This is a genomic window from Pedobacter antarcticus (assembly GCF_900112985.1).
Lineage (GTDB): Bacteria > Bacteroidota > Bacteroidia > Sphingobacteriales > Sphingobacteriaceae > Pedobacter > Pedobacter antarcticus.
This window is the reverse complement of the sequence record NZ_FONS01000001.1, coordinates 203,296-219,752: the sequence shown is the minus strand read 5'-3', so window position 1 is coordinate 219,752 and position 16,457 is coordinate 203,296. Positions and strand designations below refer to the sequence as shown.

The following is a 16,457-nucleotide window of genomic DNA, read 5'->3' as shown; positions in this document are numbered from 1 at the left end:
TTCAAAAAAATTATTTAACTTCTTTCCACCATTTTTTAAATATCTGACGTGGATTATCCAGTTCAACCACCTCTCCGATAACCGGCGTCATTAATGGTACGTTCTCAGATTGCGCTAATAATGAAATCCTTTCCAGGGGTTCATTCCATGCATGGTTGCCTAATGCAAATTTAGACGAATGAACGGGAAATAATTTTTTTGCGCCCAGCTCTTTAAAAGCTTTAAGTACTTCTTCCGGTTGCATATGGATGTATTTCCATGCTGTGTCGTACTGACCGTTCTCAAGTATGGTTATGTCTATAGGGCCAAACGATTTTCCTATGCGGGCAAAGTGATCATCGTATCCGCTATCTCCACCAATGTATATACGGCGTGACTTGGTTTGCAGCAGGTAGGAGGCCCATAAAGTGTTATTGGCAGATAGTGCCCTGCCAGAAAAATGCCTTGCAGGAAGTACGTGTATCAGAATTCCGTTCTCAGGTTCGACCGTTTCGTCCCAATCTTTTTCAATTATTACCTTAGGCGAATAGCCCCAGCGCTCTAAATGAGCTCCAACGCCCAATCCACAGACGAGACTCTTTATTTTGGGTTTTAAGGCCACAAGTGTTTTATAGTCAAAATGGTCATAATGATCGTGGGAAATCAGGAGGTAGTCTATTTCTGGAAAATCTGAAGCTGTGTAAATATCGGTACCCTTAAATGCCTTTGTGCCGCCAGGAAGTGGCGATGCATTGCCGCTGAATACCGGATCTACTAATATGCGTATACCGTCAACCTGAATGTAATAAGAGGAGTGTCCAAACCAGATCAGCACGTTCTCTGTCAATGGTATAGCTTTTATATCCGTTTTGATCGACGGGATGCTTTCTGTAGGTTTTATAGTCGTGCTATTATTAAATAAATACTCGTACAAGACTTTTGTGTAACCATATCCTTCGGTTAATTGAGGGGTGTGATGTTTGTTCTGAAATTTTCCATTTCTATAATTCGGCGATTGGATTATCCGTGTTAATCGTTCTCCTTTTGGATTTTGTCCAAACTGCGGAGTCATTGTATATAGAAATACGATGATCCCTAATATAAATATTACTGCAACTGCTACTGCCATTGTTTTAAATGCTTTCTTAAAAAAACCTTTGTATCTCATTTTTCTACTGTTCTATTTCCCAATCAACCTCTTTCTTCAAGGTTGAAATCGACGCTAAAAATATTAGCAACTTTCTTGAAAAGCTCATTGAATACTTACTTTAACCTGTTTTGAAGCGCTTTATTGGAAATAATCCATTTTTCAGACACAACAAATCTACACATCTTAATTTGGATTTACTTTCTTGAAAAGCTCAATTATACTTTCCTGAGAAGCTCATAATGGTTTATGGTCGTTCAGGAAAAGATCCTGATGATGTACTTTATTATTTTTATTATTTTTGCAGCAAATGATTATATATAAAACAGATGAAGAAATAGAGTTGATGCAGATCAGTGCATTGCTGGTCAGCTCCGCTTTGACAGAAGTAGCCAAAGTTTTGAAAACAGGGATGACTACTATGCAGATAGACCGTTTGATCGGGGAGTTTATTGCAGATCATAAGGCAATTCCGTCCTTTCTGAATTATAATGGTTTCCCGTTCAACAGCTGCATCTCAGTTAATGATGTGGTCGTACATGGGTTTCCAAACGACATTCCATTAACGGACGGAGACCTGGTATCAGTAGATGTAGGTGTTTTTAAAAATGGTTTCCATGGGGATCATGCCTATACATTTCTATTAGGCGAAATTACCCCAGAGGTACTTAAACTGGTAAGAGTAACGAAAGAGTCCTTATACGAGGGTATAAAATATGCTACAGTAGGGAAGAGAATAGGTGATATTTCAAATGCTATTCAGGTGCATGCAGAAAAAGAAGGTTATGGTGTAGTGAGAGAACTAGTTGGTCATGGACTGGGAAGTGCGATGCACGAAGATCCTCAATTACCAAATTATGGACGTAAAGGCTCCGGTATGCTATTAAAAGAGAATCTTGTTCTGGCTATCGAACCTATGATTAATATGGGAACAAGAGATATTTATACAGATGAAGATGGCTGGACCATCCGCACCGATGACGGCTTACCATCAGTTCATTTCGAACACGATGTTTGTATCAAGAAAGGTCAGGCATTGGTACTCTCTGATTACACGCCTATTGAAGCGGCAGAAAAGGCTAACGCTAACCTCAATACTTCATATTACTAAATAATTAAATTTAATCAGGCCCATTCTAATTCTGGGTCTGATTAAATTTTGCCTGTTTCAACTGAAACATGTTTCCCTCCGGATCTTCTCCATCACAAAGCCAATAATCATAGCCGTCAAACGTTTTGATTTCGCGCATTTGAACATGCTGACTAATCAGATATGCCCTGATTTCATGAACATCCTGATTTATTTCAAACACAATCTTTGTGTTATTGTCAAATTTAAAAGCTGCCTTGGTTTTGCTAAGATATTCGTCTCCAATTTGATGGAGGCCAATCTTACAATTTCCGGATTCCAGAAGCGCCCATACGGAATGAAATTCTTCAACTATACTAAAGCCAAAGATGCTAGTGTAGAATGACTTTAAGGTATCGACGTTTTGAACGTAGAGTATAATTGTATCTAGATTAACCTTTATGTGCATTATCCTATCAAATTTGATAATAAAAAACTGCTCGGAATCTTCCGGACAAGATTTCGGAAATTATTAAAAAATACCCTAACCGTTCATCGTTATTCTGCGTCAGGCGTACGTAAGCTTATTTAAAATTCAGGTTGTATGAGGTTAAATTGTATTTAATTTAAAGTTAATCGAGTCTCGCTCTGGTCAGGTTAACATTTGCTGCACACTTTGTTCGCTGTTCCTTCGGACTTCCTTCGTTGTTCCTTCAATCGAAATCGAACAAAATACGAAGGGAGTATGCACAGGTTCTGAACCTGTACCTATCTAAACCTGGACTTGTATTTTCGTTAAAAGATACTTGAAGGCTTATTTTTAATGAAATAAACGGGAGACTCAGAAGATTACAAATCCATGCTTTTTGAAGCTGATAAGTCTGATAAATAATTTTTTTAATATTTCTTATATTTAGACCTTACGACAAGAGTAGATGAAGAGCCAGATTTTAAAGTTAGCATCCATTGCCAATGCCCCTACAAGAACTATAATAGGTTTAATGTCAGGAACTTCTCTGGATGGACTTGACATTGCGCTATGCCAATTTAAAGGCACAGGACCTGGTACCGTTTGCCGGCTTCTTGAATTTACTACCATCCCTTACACAGATGATTTCCGATCCAGAATCAAAGAGATTGCTTTCCAACCGTTAGCAGATCTTTGTAAACTGACAGTGCTAAATGCTGAAATTGGGACCTATACGGCAGAGTTGGTCCTTCAGGCGTTGAAAAGCTGGAACTTCCCGGTGACAGACGTCGATATAATAGCCAGTCATGGACAAACAATATTTCACGCTCCGAAATCTTTTCATTTGCAGAATTCCGCTCCGAACGCAACATTACAAATAGGTGATGCAGATCATATTGCCGTAAAAACCGGAATAATCACCCTCTCAGACTTCAGGCAGAAACACATAGCGGCTGGTGGGGAAGGAGCTCCACTGGTTTTCTACGGCGACAGCCTTTTGTTTACGGATCAGCAAGAAAACAGGATTCTCCTAAATATAGGAGGCATCTCCAATTTCACATGGCTGCCTTCCGGCGAAACCGATTTGACGGCTTTTTCTACTGATGTCGGACCAGGAAATACAATGATGGACCAGTATATTTCGAGCCAGTTTCCCGGCAAATCTTTTGATCAGGATGCAATTATTGCATCATCCGGAACAGTAAACGAGCAATTATTGAAAATATTAATGGCCGATCCGTTCTTCAAACTGGGCCTGCCCAGAACGACGGGGCCTGAATATTTTAATCTAAAATATTTGGAAGACGCGCTTCAAAAATGTGAAAAGCCAGTATGTTCACCAGCAGATATAATGGCTACATTATGTGCATTCTCTGCCAGAGTTATTGTACAAACTATTCAGCAATTGACTGGTGATATTCCTTATCAGATCTATGTAAGTGGTGGAGGAATGCACAATCCACTTCTGAATAAGATGATTAGTGAAGGGTTAAATCTGAATTTACAATCCACCCAGGAGTTGGGATTGAATCCCGATGCGAAGGAAGCCGTCTTATTTGCTTTACTTGCGAATGAATGTATAGCTGCGCCGCAGCAGGCCTTTAAATCGCGACCGGGTATCCCGGCGGTGACGATGGGCAAGATCAGTCTGCCAGACTAAATTAATTAAACCTAGACCAACAAAAATATAATGACCAGCAGAAGAGATTTTATAAGAAACACCAGTATTCTAGGCACGGCCTCCCTGACCATGGGTACCCTGGGACAAGCAATTGCCTTTCCCGCATTCAGTGGGGCAAAAGGTAAGATGAAATTAAAATTCCGCCCTTATACACTCCAGTTAAATCACGTATTTACCCTCGCAACCAGCTCCAGAAGCACAACCCCCGTTGTCCTCACTGAAATTGAGTATGAAGGACTTGTAGGTTATGGAGAAGCCTCAATGCCACCTTACTTGGGTGAGTCGCATGAAACTGTGCTTAAATTTTTAGGAAAAGTAGACTTGTCGAAATTTGATGATCCTTTTCAGCTGGAGGATATTCTGCACTACGTAGATCAGCTTGCGCCGGAAAACAAAGCGGCGAAAGCTTCTGTGGATATCGCACTCCATGATCTGATCGGTAAAATAATGCAGCAGCCCTGGTATAAAATATGGGGATATAATCCTGTAAATACACCGGTAACCTCTTTTACCATAGGAATAGATACAGCTGAAGTAGTCCGCCAGAAAGTAAAAGAAGCTGAGCCTTATAAATTACTTAAAGTAAAGCTCGGCAGGGACACTGATAAAATGATGATAGAAACTATCCGGGAAGTTACCGATAAGCCAATCTGCGTCGATATTAATCAGGGCTGGACAGATAGAAATTTCGCTTTAGATATGGCCGGGTGGTTAAAAGAAAAAGGTGTGGTATTTATAGAACAGGGTATGCCTAAAGAACGAATTGATGATAATGCATGGTTAACTGAAAATAGTCCCTTACCAACCTTTGGCGACGAGTCTGTGCAGCGCTTACCTGACGTGTTGAAGGCATATAAAGTTTATAGCGGAATTAATATTAAGCTGATGAAATCTACAGGAATGCGCGAAGCACATAAGATGCTTACTATGGCGCGGTCTTTGGGCATGAAAGTGATGATTGGTTGTATGACTGAAACCTCCTGTGCCATATCTGCGGCAGCACAGTTGGCACCAATGGCCGACTACGCCGACCTAGATGGTGCTCTTCTGATTGGAAATGATGTGTTTAAAGGCATGACAATTCAAGATGGTAAGGTTACCCTAAGTACGCTTCCAGGGATAGGAGTGAAATTGATTTGATAAAATAAAAAGATATATGCAGGAACATATTGTAATTATAGGTGGTGGCTTTGCCGGAATTAATATGGCAAAAGCACTGGGTAAGCATAAAGATTTTAAGGTTACACTAGTAGATAAGAACAATTACAATTTCTTTCCTCCGCTGATATACCAGGTAGCAACGGCATTTTTGGAACCTTCCAGTATCAGCTACCCGATCCGGAAAATTTTTCGTGGCAAAGGAAATCTGCATTTCCGTTATGCCAGACTTATCCGTGTAAACCCCGAAGCGAAACAGGTTGAGTTAAGCAATGGGATTCTAGATTACGATCACCTTGTTTTCGCAACTGGTGCTGAGACCAATTATTTTGGGATGGAGAACGTCCGCAAGAATGCAATCCCTATGAAAACGCTGAGCGATGCTATTCAGATGCGGAACAGAATGCTCACCAATTTTGAAGAAGCAGCCATTCATACGGACCCGGAGGAAATCCGTAAAAACCTAACCATCGTTATTGCAGGTGGAGGGCCTACAGGTGTGGAGATCTCGGGTATGTTCGCGGAGATGAGGTACTCAATTGTCAGAAAAGATTATCCGGAATTTAAAAATAATACAGGTGCTGAAATTTATCTGGTTGATGGGGGAGCTGCGCTTCTGAAACCGATGAGTAAAGATTCTCAAACCCACACTTACGAAGCGCTGACGAAATTAGGAGTTAAGGTAATTCTCAATAGCCATGTTAGTGATTATGTAGACGACCATGTCGTTTTCTCGGATGGGACTAAGATTGCAACCAGGAACCTGATCTGGGCAGCAGGTGTAAGTGCTATGATCTTTGAAGGGGTGCCAGCAGCAAGTTATGGAAGAGGAAAACGTTTAATCGTAAATGAGTTTCATGAGGTGGCCGGATTAAATCATGTATACGCAATTGGAGACACTTCTGGTATGACTGGCGATCCCGGATTTCCCGACATGCATCCACAAGTTGCCCAGGTAGCTATTCAGCAAGGTTTGAATCTGGCCGGAAATTTCGCTAAAAAATTCTCTGGAAAGCCGCCTGTCGCTTTCCGTTACCACGATAAGGGCAGTATGGCTATCATTGGTAGAAATAAAGCTGTGGTCGATTTACCAAAGCCTAAACTACATTTGAGTGGATTTATCGCCTGGCTTGCCTGGTTGTTCATTCATTTACTGTCACTAATCTCGTACCGGAACCGTTTGAATACACTTTACAATTGGACAGTCGCGTATTTTTCGCGCGATCAGAGTCTTCGGATGATTATCAGACCAATGGACGAAACAAATAAAACACCTGCAGAAGATAAAATTGACGTTTAAAAAGCACGAATTGGGCCTTTTTTAAATATTTTCGCGTTTATTTAAGATTATGATAACCCTAAAAGAGCTTTTTCTGAAAAATAATGCACAGACCTCAACCAGTCCTAATATGCTGGAAATTGAATCTGCATCTGGTATTTACCTATATGATACGCAGGGAAAGCGATATATGGATTTGGTGTCGGGGTTTGCAGTAAGCAATATCGGGCATCGGCATCCGCATGTGATTGACGCGATTAAAGCACAGCTGGATAAATTTCTGCACCTCACTGTTTATGGAGAATACGTACAGTCGCCGATGGTTAGGTTTGCAGAAAAGCTGATCAGCGTTTTACCTGCAAGTCTCAACAACGTGTATTTTGTAAATTCGGGTGCTGAGGCTACAGAAGGGGCATTAAAATTAGCTAAACGTTTTACAGGCAGAACCGGCATCATTAGTTGCTATCAGAGTTATCATGGCAGCACCCATGGTGCTTTAAGTGTAATGGGAAATGAGCAGTATAAACAAAAGTATCGTCCGTTATTGCCTGACGTCAGTTTTATTCATTTCAATGAAACAAGCGAACTGGATAGAATTACGGAAACCACTGCTGCAGTAATTATTGAGACTGTACAGGGAGAAGCAGGCATTCGTGTTGCATCCAATGATTATATGCTGGCACTTCGTGCCCGTTGCAACGAAACTGGAACGCTCTTGATCATGGACGAAATTCAGGCTGCATTCGGCCGTACCGGGAAACTATTTGCTTTCGAGAATTATGGAATTGAACCAGATATTCTACTACTGGCAAAAGCGCTAGGTGGCGGAATGCCAATTGGTGCATTCATTGCCAACCGCGACGTAATGGGCGCATTGAAAGAAAATCCGATACTCGGACATATCACTACATTCGGCGGACATCCGGTGTCGTGTGTCGCCGGACTTGCGAGTCTGGAAGTGATCCTGAACGAAGATCTAGTGAAGGACGTAAACAAAAAAGGCGAGCTATTCCGTTCCCTATTAATTCACCCTTTAATTAAGGAAATTAGGGGTAAGGGACTAATGCTAAGTATTCAACTGGATAATTTTCAGCAAGTTGAAGCGATTAGTAAGTACTGTGCAGGACAAGGGTTAATTATAGACTGGTTCCTGCACTGCGAAACTGCAATGAGAATAGCTCCACCGTTAATTATAACTGAAGAACAAATTCAGGATGCCTGTAAGATAATTCTCACAGCTCTGGACTCATTTCAGGAAGCTAACTGAAAGTAAACCTTATCTATCAGGTCTCCAGCAGTAAATGGTTTTGACAAGAAGTCATCAGGCCCAAAATCCTGATGATTTATTTGTTCCTGACCTGTTACACCACTAATCAGAATTACCGGAATGTGCTGCAATGCGCTATCTTCTTTGATTGCTCTGCATATTTGCCTTCCATCTACGCCATCTAGTATAATATCCATAAGTACGAGGTCTGGTTTTTCTCTGCGGATTTCATCCAGTGCGGACTTCCCGGACGCGAATACTTTTAGATCCCAGTCTACGAAATCAAGTACGGTCTGCAGTGCATGTAAGATTTCCTGGTCATCATCAATAATGAGAATTTTCTTTGTTAATTGCATATAATTAGGTTAAAGCTTTAGCATATGAATTCCGTTCCATAACGGTTTTTATGGTTTCAGAACAAACGTTCGGGCTAATTGTTGTTGAATAACCAATTAATTTTACCTTAATTTATTGCACTTCATGCAGGACATACGCTGGATCCTTATACTTGAAATCTTTTATTCATTTATTATTATTTTAACCTGCCTGCGTATTATTTACGATACCCGGTCTACGATTAAAACGCTCGCTTATCTGATGCTGACAGTATTTCTGCCTGTCATCGGCGTTGTGATTTATTTCTCTATCGGTACAAATTACCGGAAACGGAAACTCTATAGTAAAAAGATAACAAAAGATGAACGTATTCAGCGCATGATCGGACAGCGCTTGTATCTCGAGTCGAAAAAAGTCTGGGATACCGTTCCACACGAAATGGCAAGATTTCAAAAGCTTGCAAGGCTTTTACTTAAGGATGGATTGAGCTTACTGAGCGGTCATAATAAAGTGGAGGTTTTGCTAAATGGTGAACAAAAGTTCCCGGCTGTTTTACAGGCAATGAAAGATGCTAAACATCACATACATATCGAATATTATATTTTCGAAGATGACGATATTGGAAATGCGATAAAAGAAGTATTAATTGAAAAAGCGAAAGCCGGTATACAGGTTCGTTTTATATACGATGACTTCGGCAGTCGTAGTATACGTAAGAAACTCGTTCCCGAGCTGCGGGCGGCAGGAGTGGAGGCTTACCCTTTTTATAATATTTTGTTTATTGCGCTAGCCAACCGGTTGAATTACAGGAACCACAGAAAAATTATTATTATCGACGGATGTATCGCTTTTACCGGAGGAATAAATGTTAGTGACCGATATCAGAATTTGGCTCAAAGCTCAAACGACCTGTATTGGAGAGATACTCATGTAAAAATCACTGGCCCGGGGACATATTATCTGCAGTATTTATTTATATGCGATTGGAACTTCTGTGCTGAACAAGAGCTCATACCGCAAGAGGAATTTTTCTGTGATTGGGAAACTAAATATGGCGAAGCCATTGTACAGATCGCTGCAAGCGGACCAGATTCTGATAACCCTACCATTCTATATTCCCAAATCCAGGCAATAGGTATGGCCGAGCAGGAAATTTTAATCACTACTCCCTATTTTATACCAGGCGAGAGTTTACTGGATGCGTTGATTGTTGCGTCTCTAAGCGGTGTAAAAGTAAGGATACTCGTACCAGGGAAGTCAGATTCCATTGTAGTTGCGGCGGCGGCAAGATCCTATTACGGAGAACTGCTGGAAGCTGGAGTAGAAATTTACCAGTACAGGAAAGGTTTTATCCATGCAAAAACAATGGTTATTGATGAACAATTGTCCGTTATAGGAACTGCAAATATGGATAACAGGAGTTATGAATTGAATTTTGAAGTGAATGCTGTAATTTATGACCAGCAGACCGCCAGACAAATGACAACCGTATTCGAAAGGGATCTCGAGGACGCCGAAAGAATTAAGGCTTCAGACTGGAAGAAAAGGCCGTTATATAAGCAGTTGCCCGAAAAACTATGTCGCTTATTTTCACCCTTATTGTAGCACGCTAACGACCGGCGAGATATTCCTCAATTTCAGCGGGAATAATACTGCCGGTATGTTGAACAGCAAGTTTAAGTTGTTCGGGGCTCACCTCGAATTTACTCGCCCAGTATTCAATTTCATAATACTCGTTCATATTAATTACTTTTCGGTCTGGAACCTGAAACGCAGATTCATCTTCCATATGTTTTCTCAAGATCATATCATTATTTTGTATGATTATAACAATACTTATGCCTAAATCTGCTATTCAGGGATAGGGTGGCTATATTTGCCCTATGTCAGCTATCTTTTTGCGCTACTTGAATTCTAAAAAATATGCGTTTACCGCACTGTTTTTTTGCTTTTTGCTTTGTTCTTCCTGTGCTGTTCGTCACCATACTACAGCTAAACAACTACAGCAGCCTGACATTTCAGCGCTTAGATATATCGGTAAATCTGTCATTCCCAACGCTTTCGAATTTAGCAAAACTACAGTAGGGGGTTTATCCGGCATTGATTATGATCCGTATACTGACATTTATTATATGCTGTCAGATGATCGCTCCTCAATTAATCCTGCCAGGTTTTATACTGCAAAGATTAAACTCGCGGATACCGGTATTGCTGATATAAAGTTCAACAGCGTCCATTTCTTAAAACAGAAAGATGGGCGAATTTATCCTGGTGCTAAAGAAAATATTCATAAAGCAACTGACCCGGAGGCAATCCGTTTTAGCCCTGTTCACCAAAATATTGTCTGGAGCAGTGAAGGCGAACGGATTGTTGATCGCAGAGATACTGTCCTGGTAGACCCGACAATTATATTCAGCAATCTTAAAGGAAAGTTTCTGAATTCTGTACCATTGCCCGATAACCTGCGGATGCAAGTCAAAGAATCTGGGCCAAGACGTAATGGCGTCCTGGAAGGGTTGAGTTACGCGAATAATTTTAAGGAACTTTATGCAAGTATGGAAGAACCTCTTTATCAGGATGGTCCACAGTCAGCTTTTGCTCCAAACGGTGCCTTGGTCAGAATATTCCGTTTTGATCTGGAGGGAAAGCGGCCTACAGGTGAGTTTGCTTATGAGCTGGATCCAATAGCTCACAAGCCCAAAACTGAAAACGCTGACTATAATAATGGTATTCCGGATATCTTATGGATAGGCGAACAGAAGTTTCTAGTTACAGAGAGATCCTATACTTCAGACCATCGCGGGACTACGATAAAAATATTCCTGGCTGATTTTTCTACTGCAGAAGATATTAAAGATATACCCTCACTGATCAAATATCCGCAGGTAAAGAAGGTAAGTAAAAAATTATTGTTAAATCTCGACGACCTTGGGATGTATATAGATAATGTAGAAGGAGCAACCCTGGGTCCGGTATTAAACAACGGAAATCGTTCGCTAATTTTAATTGCAGATAATAACTTTAGCAAAAAACAGCAGGCCCAGGTCATTCTTTTTGAAATTATTCCGTGAAGAGTTCGAGTTGATCAGGGTCGGGATAACCAGGTTTAGTACGGTTATCATCAAACCTGCTGATCGATAAACCAAGTAAACGTACACTCATATCGACTGTAGCTACGCTATTTAAAAGTTTCCCCGCGCAGTTCATAATCTGGTTATAACCAGCAATAGGTTTGGAAAATGATTCACTTCGGGTAATTTGGGTAAAATCTGCATATTTGACTTTTAAGGTCAGCGTTTTTCCTTTCAGCTTTTTGCTTTCAAGCCTTTCAGTTACTTTTTGCGCAAGATATCCCAGCTCTGTCATCATTTCTTCCACATCTTCCAGATCTTTACTAAAAGTATCTTCTGCGCCCAGCGACTTAGTATCCCTATCCGGTCTTACACTTCGCTCATCAACCCCCCGAACAATATTATAATAAAAGGAACCAACCTTTCCAAATTTGAGATTCAACTCTTTCTCAGATAATTTTTTCAGATCAGCACCAGTATAAAAACCCATTTTTTTCATTTTATCAGCAGTCACTTTACCAACTCCAAAGAACTTCTCTACAGGAAGCCGCTCCATAAACCGCTCTATTTTAGACGGACCTATAAAAGTTAATCCATCTGGCTTATTCATATCGGAAGCAATCTTCGCGATAAATTTATTACTGGAAACACCGGCAGAAGCAGTAAGGTTTAGTTCTTCACGAATCGCATCTTTGATTTCTTGGGCAATAGTGAGCGCTGAGCCGATTCCTAATTTATCGGCAGTGACGTCCAGGTAGGCCTCATCTAAGGAAAGCGGTTCGATTAAATCTGTATATCTGGAGAATATAGCTCTTATTTGTCTGGACACAGTTTGGTAGGCATCAAACCTCGGCCTGACGAAAATAGCGGTTGGACATAATTGTATTGCCCGGATAGAGGACATGGCTGAGTGAATACCAAATTTCCTCGCTTCGTAGCTTGCTGTGGCGACAACACCCCGTCCGGTCGGAGAACCGCCGACTACGATCGGCTTACCCCGGTATTCCGGAAAATCTCTTTGTTCCACAGCTGCATAAAATGCATCCATATCGATATGAATTATTTTACGTTTCATGCTTGCAGATAGTTTAATGTCATATTAATTGATAAAGACAAATATCCCAAATTCCGGCGTGTAAATTGTCATTGCACATCTATATATTTGAAGCATTAATTCTATATTCCTATGCAGGAAAAACAAGTCTTTCAAACCGATAAAAAGAACAGGTGGTTAACCTTTCAATGGGTGACAAGAAGTCTGATCATCATTTTTATCATCGCATCTGTTTGCGTCGCTCTCACCTTGTTTTCAAGTGATTATCCAGCTCTGCCGGTAATCAACACAACAACTAAACTAAATTCCAAACAGCTGGAACAGTTGAAGAAATCTACGGTATACAAAGAATTCAGTATTTCTAAACGTAAACTGCTCCAGATTCAAAAAGATCAGCATTTACATCACCTGAGACACCCGAATAACAAGGCGCGCATCAATGCTGGTTTTTATGTAAACTGGGATCCGCAGTCGCTGACTGACCTGAAGGATAAAATTAAATATTTGGATATGGTGGTTACAGAATCATTCTTTATCAAAAATGGTGCTGATACGCTGGTCGATCAGGTCGATACCGATGCGATGAAGATTATTCTAAAACATAAAAAAACTGCTATTGCGATGGTCTCTAATTTTAGCGGAAATCAGTTTGATGGAGATGCAATTCATAAGTTGCTGCAGGATAAATATTTACAAAATCGTTTTATTGATAATCTGATCATTTCTCTTCAGAAATACGGCTTTAAAGGGGTGAATATAGATTTCGAGGAAATTAAAGAAGCATCTGATGTTCCTTTAGCAGAGTTTCAGCGGAATCTTTATGAAAAGCTGCACGCAAAAAACCTCCTGGTTACACAGGATATATCACCCGAGAACGATGATTATAATCTGAAAGTGCTGGAAAAGTATAATGACTACATTTTCGTGATGGCCTATGATCAGCATACTGAAAGTAGTAATGCCGGATATATTTCGCATCAGAGCTGGGTTGAGGAACAACTGGATAAGATATGTGAAAGAATTTCTGCCGATAAAGTAATCCTTGCGCTTGCATGTTACGGTTATGACTGGCCCGATCAGAATACCGGAAAAACAATTACCTATCAACAGGCTATCGCTACTGCCAACAGATACAAAAGCAAAATCACTTATAACAAAGAATCTTCGAATCTTAATTTCGACTATACAGATGAATCTAACATTCATCATCAGGTATTTTTTACGGATGCTGCAACAAATTTTAACCTGATCAGAAGAGCTGACGATTGGGGTTTGGCTGGCGTCGGTATCTGGCGTATGGGTGCAGAAGATCCAAGGTTGTGGAATTTTATTGGCAAGAACCTAAGCCTGGATTCAATTCGGAAAAGTGGTGTCGACCTGAAAAATTTCACTCATATCGGTTTAAATGATAGAATTGATTATTCCGGAGACGGAGAGGTCCTTGATCTGGTCTCTGTTCCAAAGGAAGGGAAAGTATCCATCAATATAGATACCCTGAATTATCTCATCAGCGATCAGCAGTATGTTGTACTTCCAACTAAATATAGTATCAGAAGATATGGTAGTGCAGATAAAAAAATCGTACTTACTTTTGATGATGGTCCGGACCCTGTCTATACACCACAAATTCTTTCTATTCTGCAAAAGGAAAAAGTTCCGGCAAGCTTCTTTGTGGTAGGCATAATGGCAGAACAGAATATGGGCTTGCTTTTAAGAGAGTATCAATTAGGGTATGAGATTGGTAATCATACATTTTTTCATCCTGATATGTCAAAGGTGGGAAAGGAAAGGGTAAATTTCGAGTTGAATGCAACCCGCAAACTCATCGAGTCTGTAACCGGACACAGTACTATTTTATTCCGTCCGCCCTATAATGCAGATGCAGAACCTTCAACTTCTGCTGAAATTCTTCCGGTTGCACAGAGCCGGGAACAGAACTATATTAATATCGGAGAATCAATTGATCCAAATGACTGGAAACCAGGGATAACGGCCGATCAAATTTACAATGCTGTTGTTAAACAATCTGCAATGGGTAATGTACTTCTCTTGCATGACGCAGGCGGAAACAGACAGGCGACGGTGGAAGCACTTCCTAGAATTATAAAATATTTTCGGTCTAAGGGTTATCAATTTGTCACGATTGGAAACCTGATTGGCAAAACAAGAGCAGAGCTTATGCCTGCTGTAAACGCAGATGAAAATGCATTTATCAGTTCGGGCGATACAGTGTTCCTGAAAGTGTTCTCTTATGGAACGCTGTTCCTAAACTATATTTTTATCTTAGCTATCATCCTGGCTATGCTGAGAAGCATTTTTATTGCAATTATGGCCATTCGTCAGCGCCGCCTTAGCAAAAAGGAAACAGGTTTATTGCTTCAGAATCCTCAGTTACCCGTCAGTATTATTATACCAGCTTTTAATGAAGAGGTTACTGTTGTAAATACGATAAGCAGTTTGCTGAGATCTGATTATCCTTTTGCTGAATTCATCTTTGTGGATGACGGTTCTACAGACAAAACTTTTGAAATTGTGCAGCGTCATTTTGGTAATCATGAAAGGATTAAATTATACAGCAAACCAAATGGCGGAAAAGCATCAGCTTTAAACTATGGTATTCTAAAGGCATCTGCGGACTTTGTAATTTGTATCGACGCCGACACGCAACTCAAGACCGATGCAATTAAAGAGCTGATGCGTTATTTTTATGAAGAAGAAATTGCTGCAGTGGCTGGATCTGTTAAAGTCGGAAATAAGGTTAACTTGATAACTAACTGGCAGTCTATAGAATATATAACAGCTCAAAACATGGATAGAAGGGCTTTTGATTTGTTGAACACGATTACAGTGGTGCCTGGTGCGATCGGTGCATTTCGTAAAAAAGTGATTAGCGAGGTCGGTGGATTTACTACTGATACTTTAGCAGAAGACTGCGATCTGACTATGCGTATTTTGCGTGCGGGTTATACGGTCCGTAACTGTGATGCGGCAATTGCCTATACAGAAGCTCCCGAAACCGTAAATATGTTATTAAAACAACGCTTAAGATGGAGTTTCGGTGTCATGCAGAGTTTCTGGAAAAACAAAGATACTTTGCTGAATAAAAAGTATGGGTACTTTGGATTAGTGGGGATGCCTAACATTCTGATCTATCAAATAATTTTACCCTTGTTTTCACCATTAGCCGATTTCTTTATGGTTCTATCCATGGTAACAGGTCTGTTCTCTTTATCTTCAGTACATGCGCTGACCTGGGAAGGGGTGGGCAGTCTGTTGAGTTTAAATAATGGCTTCGGACAGGTATTCTTCTACTACTGTATTTTTATTCTGGTAGATCTTCTTTTTGCTGCAATAGCGCTAAGAATGGAGAAAGAATCTTATAAAAAATTGATCTATATAATTCCTCAGCGATTTTATTGGCGGCAGTTGATGTATATCGTTTTATTCAGGTCTTTAAGGAAAGCTTTAAAGGGTGAGCTCGAAAGTTGGGGTGTATTGAAAAGAACAGGCAGTGTTAAGGAACAAAATGCTTAATTTTGTAAATCAGCTACGGATTAATGGTCTGTAGCTGATTTTAAATTTTTATAATCTAATGACTGAAAATAACAGTAAACCAAAATTCGAGGATTTTATCACTTTCTACGAGAAAGCTGTACTTCCGCTTCAAAAGGAGAATATCGGACTAATCAGGTTAGACGGACAACTGAAAGGTGACACCCGGGTAACATTTGCTTATTTTGATTATGAGGGTAAAACCTGGAGAGTCAACGCTGATACACATGTTGACAGACTTAAAATTGCTTACGATGAGTTTGTAAAAGGCAATGATCCTTTCGTGATTAAATATTTGAGAGACAACCGCAAAGCTTACCTGGGAATTAAAGGTCAACCGGTTAGAAACGCCAAATTATATATCTACGCTTAAGCCAGATTGATCTGGATAGCTG

At 40.3% G+C, this 16,457-nt stretch carries 14 protein-coding genes; 9 read left to right on the top strand and 5 right to left on the bottom strand.

From position 1 onward, the window contains the following. Positions 1-10 precede the first annotated feature (10 nt). On the bottom strand, positions 11-1,108 hold the full coding sequence (locus BM192_RS00995; protein WP_037443958.1) for an MBL fold metallo-hydrolase: 1,098 nt from the start codon (positions 1,106-1,108) through the stop codon (positions 11-13). Positions 1,109-1,436: 328 nt separating this feature from the next. Between BM192_RS00995 and map the strand changes: the two genes are divergently transcribed. Next, positions 1,437-2,237: a type I methionyl aminopeptidase gene (gene map, locus BM192_RS00990; protein WP_037443884.1), complete on the top strand. Its 801-nt coding sequence runs from the start codon at positions 1,437-1,439 to the stop codon at positions 2,235-2,237. Positions 2,238-2,262: 25 nt separating this feature from the next. Here map and BM192_RS00985 read toward each other — a convergent pair whose 3' ends face one another. After that, on the bottom strand, positions 2,263-2,664 hold the full coding sequence (locus BM192_RS00985) for a VOC family protein (RefSeq protein ID WP_037443882.1): 402 nt from the start codon (positions 2,662-2,664) through the stop codon (positions 2,263-2,265). A 532-nt stretch (positions 2,665-3,196) separates the two neighbouring features. Between BM192_RS00985 and BM192_RS00980 the strand changes: the two genes are divergently transcribed. The 4 genes from BM192_RS00980 to BM192_RS00965 are packed head-to-tail and all read left to right on the top strand — an operon-like array spanning position 3,197 to position 8,049. After that, positions 3,197-4,324, top strand: coding sequence for an anhydro-N-acetylmuramic acid kinase (locus BM192_RS00980; protein ID WP_234797479.1), 1,128 nt, complete (start codon positions 3,197-3,199; stop codon positions 4,322-4,324). A 30-nt stretch (positions 4,325-4,354) separates the two neighbouring features. Beyond that, positions 4,355-5,485, top strand: a complete 1,131-nt coding sequence (locus tag BM192_RS00975) for a dipeptide epimerase (RefSeq protein ID WP_037443878.1) — start codon at positions 4,355-4,357, stop codon at positions 5,483-5,485. A gap of 16 nt (positions 5,486-5,501) precedes the next feature. Continuing rightward, positions 5,502-6,803, top strand: a complete 1,302-nt coding sequence (locus tag BM192_RS00970; RefSeq protein ID WP_074586777.1) for an NAD(P)/FAD-dependent oxidoreductase — start codon at positions 5,502-5,504, stop codon at positions 6,801-6,803. A gap of 49 nt (positions 6,804-6,852) precedes the next feature. Next, entirely contained in the window at positions 6,853-8,049 is a 1,197-nt protein-coding gene (locus BM192_RS00965) for an aspartate aminotransferase family protein (RefSeq protein WP_037443876.1), read from the top strand. On the opposite strand, the gene BM192_RS00960 is transcribed toward BM192_RS00965, so the two are convergent. After that, positions 8,034-8,405 carry a response regulator gene (locus BM192_RS00960; protein WP_037443874.1) on the bottom strand — a complete coding sequence of 124 codons (372 nt, stop codon included), beginning with the start codon at positions 8,403-8,405 and terminating at the stop codon, positions 8,034-8,036. The genes BM192_RS00965 and BM192_RS00960 overlap by 16 nt on opposite strands. Positions 8,406-8,529: 124 nt before the next feature. On the opposite strand from BM192_RS00960, the gene cls reads away from it, so the two are divergent. Further along, complete coding sequence (cls, locus tag BM192_RS00955; RefSeq protein ID WP_037443872.1) at positions 8,530-9,990, top strand: cardiolipin synthase; 1,461 nt, start codon at positions 8,530-8,532, stop codon at positions 9,988-9,990. A gap of 4 nt (positions 9,991-9,994) precedes the next feature. On the opposite strand, the gene BM192_RS00950 is transcribed toward cls, so the two are convergent. Continuing rightward, positions 9,995-10,192: a DUF3606 domain-containing protein gene (locus tag BM192_RS00950; protein ID WP_234797478.1), complete on the bottom strand. Its 198-nt coding sequence runs from the start codon at positions 10,190-10,192 to the stop codon at positions 9,995-9,997. Between the two features lie 76 nt (positions 10,193-10,268). Between BM192_RS00950 and BM192_RS00945 the strand changes: the two genes are divergently transcribed. Beyond that, entirely contained in the window at positions 10,269-11,456 is a 1,188-nt protein-coding gene (locus BM192_RS00945; RefSeq protein ID WP_074963861.1) for an esterase-like activity of phytase family protein, read from the top strand. Here BM192_RS00945 and dinB read toward each other — a convergent pair. Next, positions 11,446-12,531 (bottom strand): DNA polymerase IV, encoded by a 1,086-nt coding sequence (gene dinB, locus BM192_RS00940; RefSeq protein ID WP_088775948.1) that lies wholly within the window; start codon positions 12,529-12,531, stop codon positions 11,446-11,448. The two genes, BM192_RS00945 and dinB, sit on opposite strands and share 11 nt — an antisense overlap. Before the next feature lie 111 nt (positions 12,532-12,642). Between dinB and BM192_RS00935 the strand changes: the two genes are divergently transcribed. After that, a complete protein-coding gene (locus tag BM192_RS00935; protein ID WP_037437761.1) occupies positions 12,643-16,044 on the top strand; it encodes a trifunctional glycoside hydrolase family 18/polysaccharide deacetylase/glycosyltransferase family 2 protein in 3,402 nt (1,133 codons plus the stop codon). Between the two features lie 58 nt (positions 16,045-16,102). Further along, on the top strand, positions 16,103-16,435 hold the full coding sequence (locus BM192_RS00930; RefSeq protein WP_037437762.1) for a hypothetical protein: 333 nt from the start codon (positions 16,103-16,105) through the stop codon (positions 16,433-16,435). Positions 16,436-16,457 lie beyond the last annotated feature (22 nt).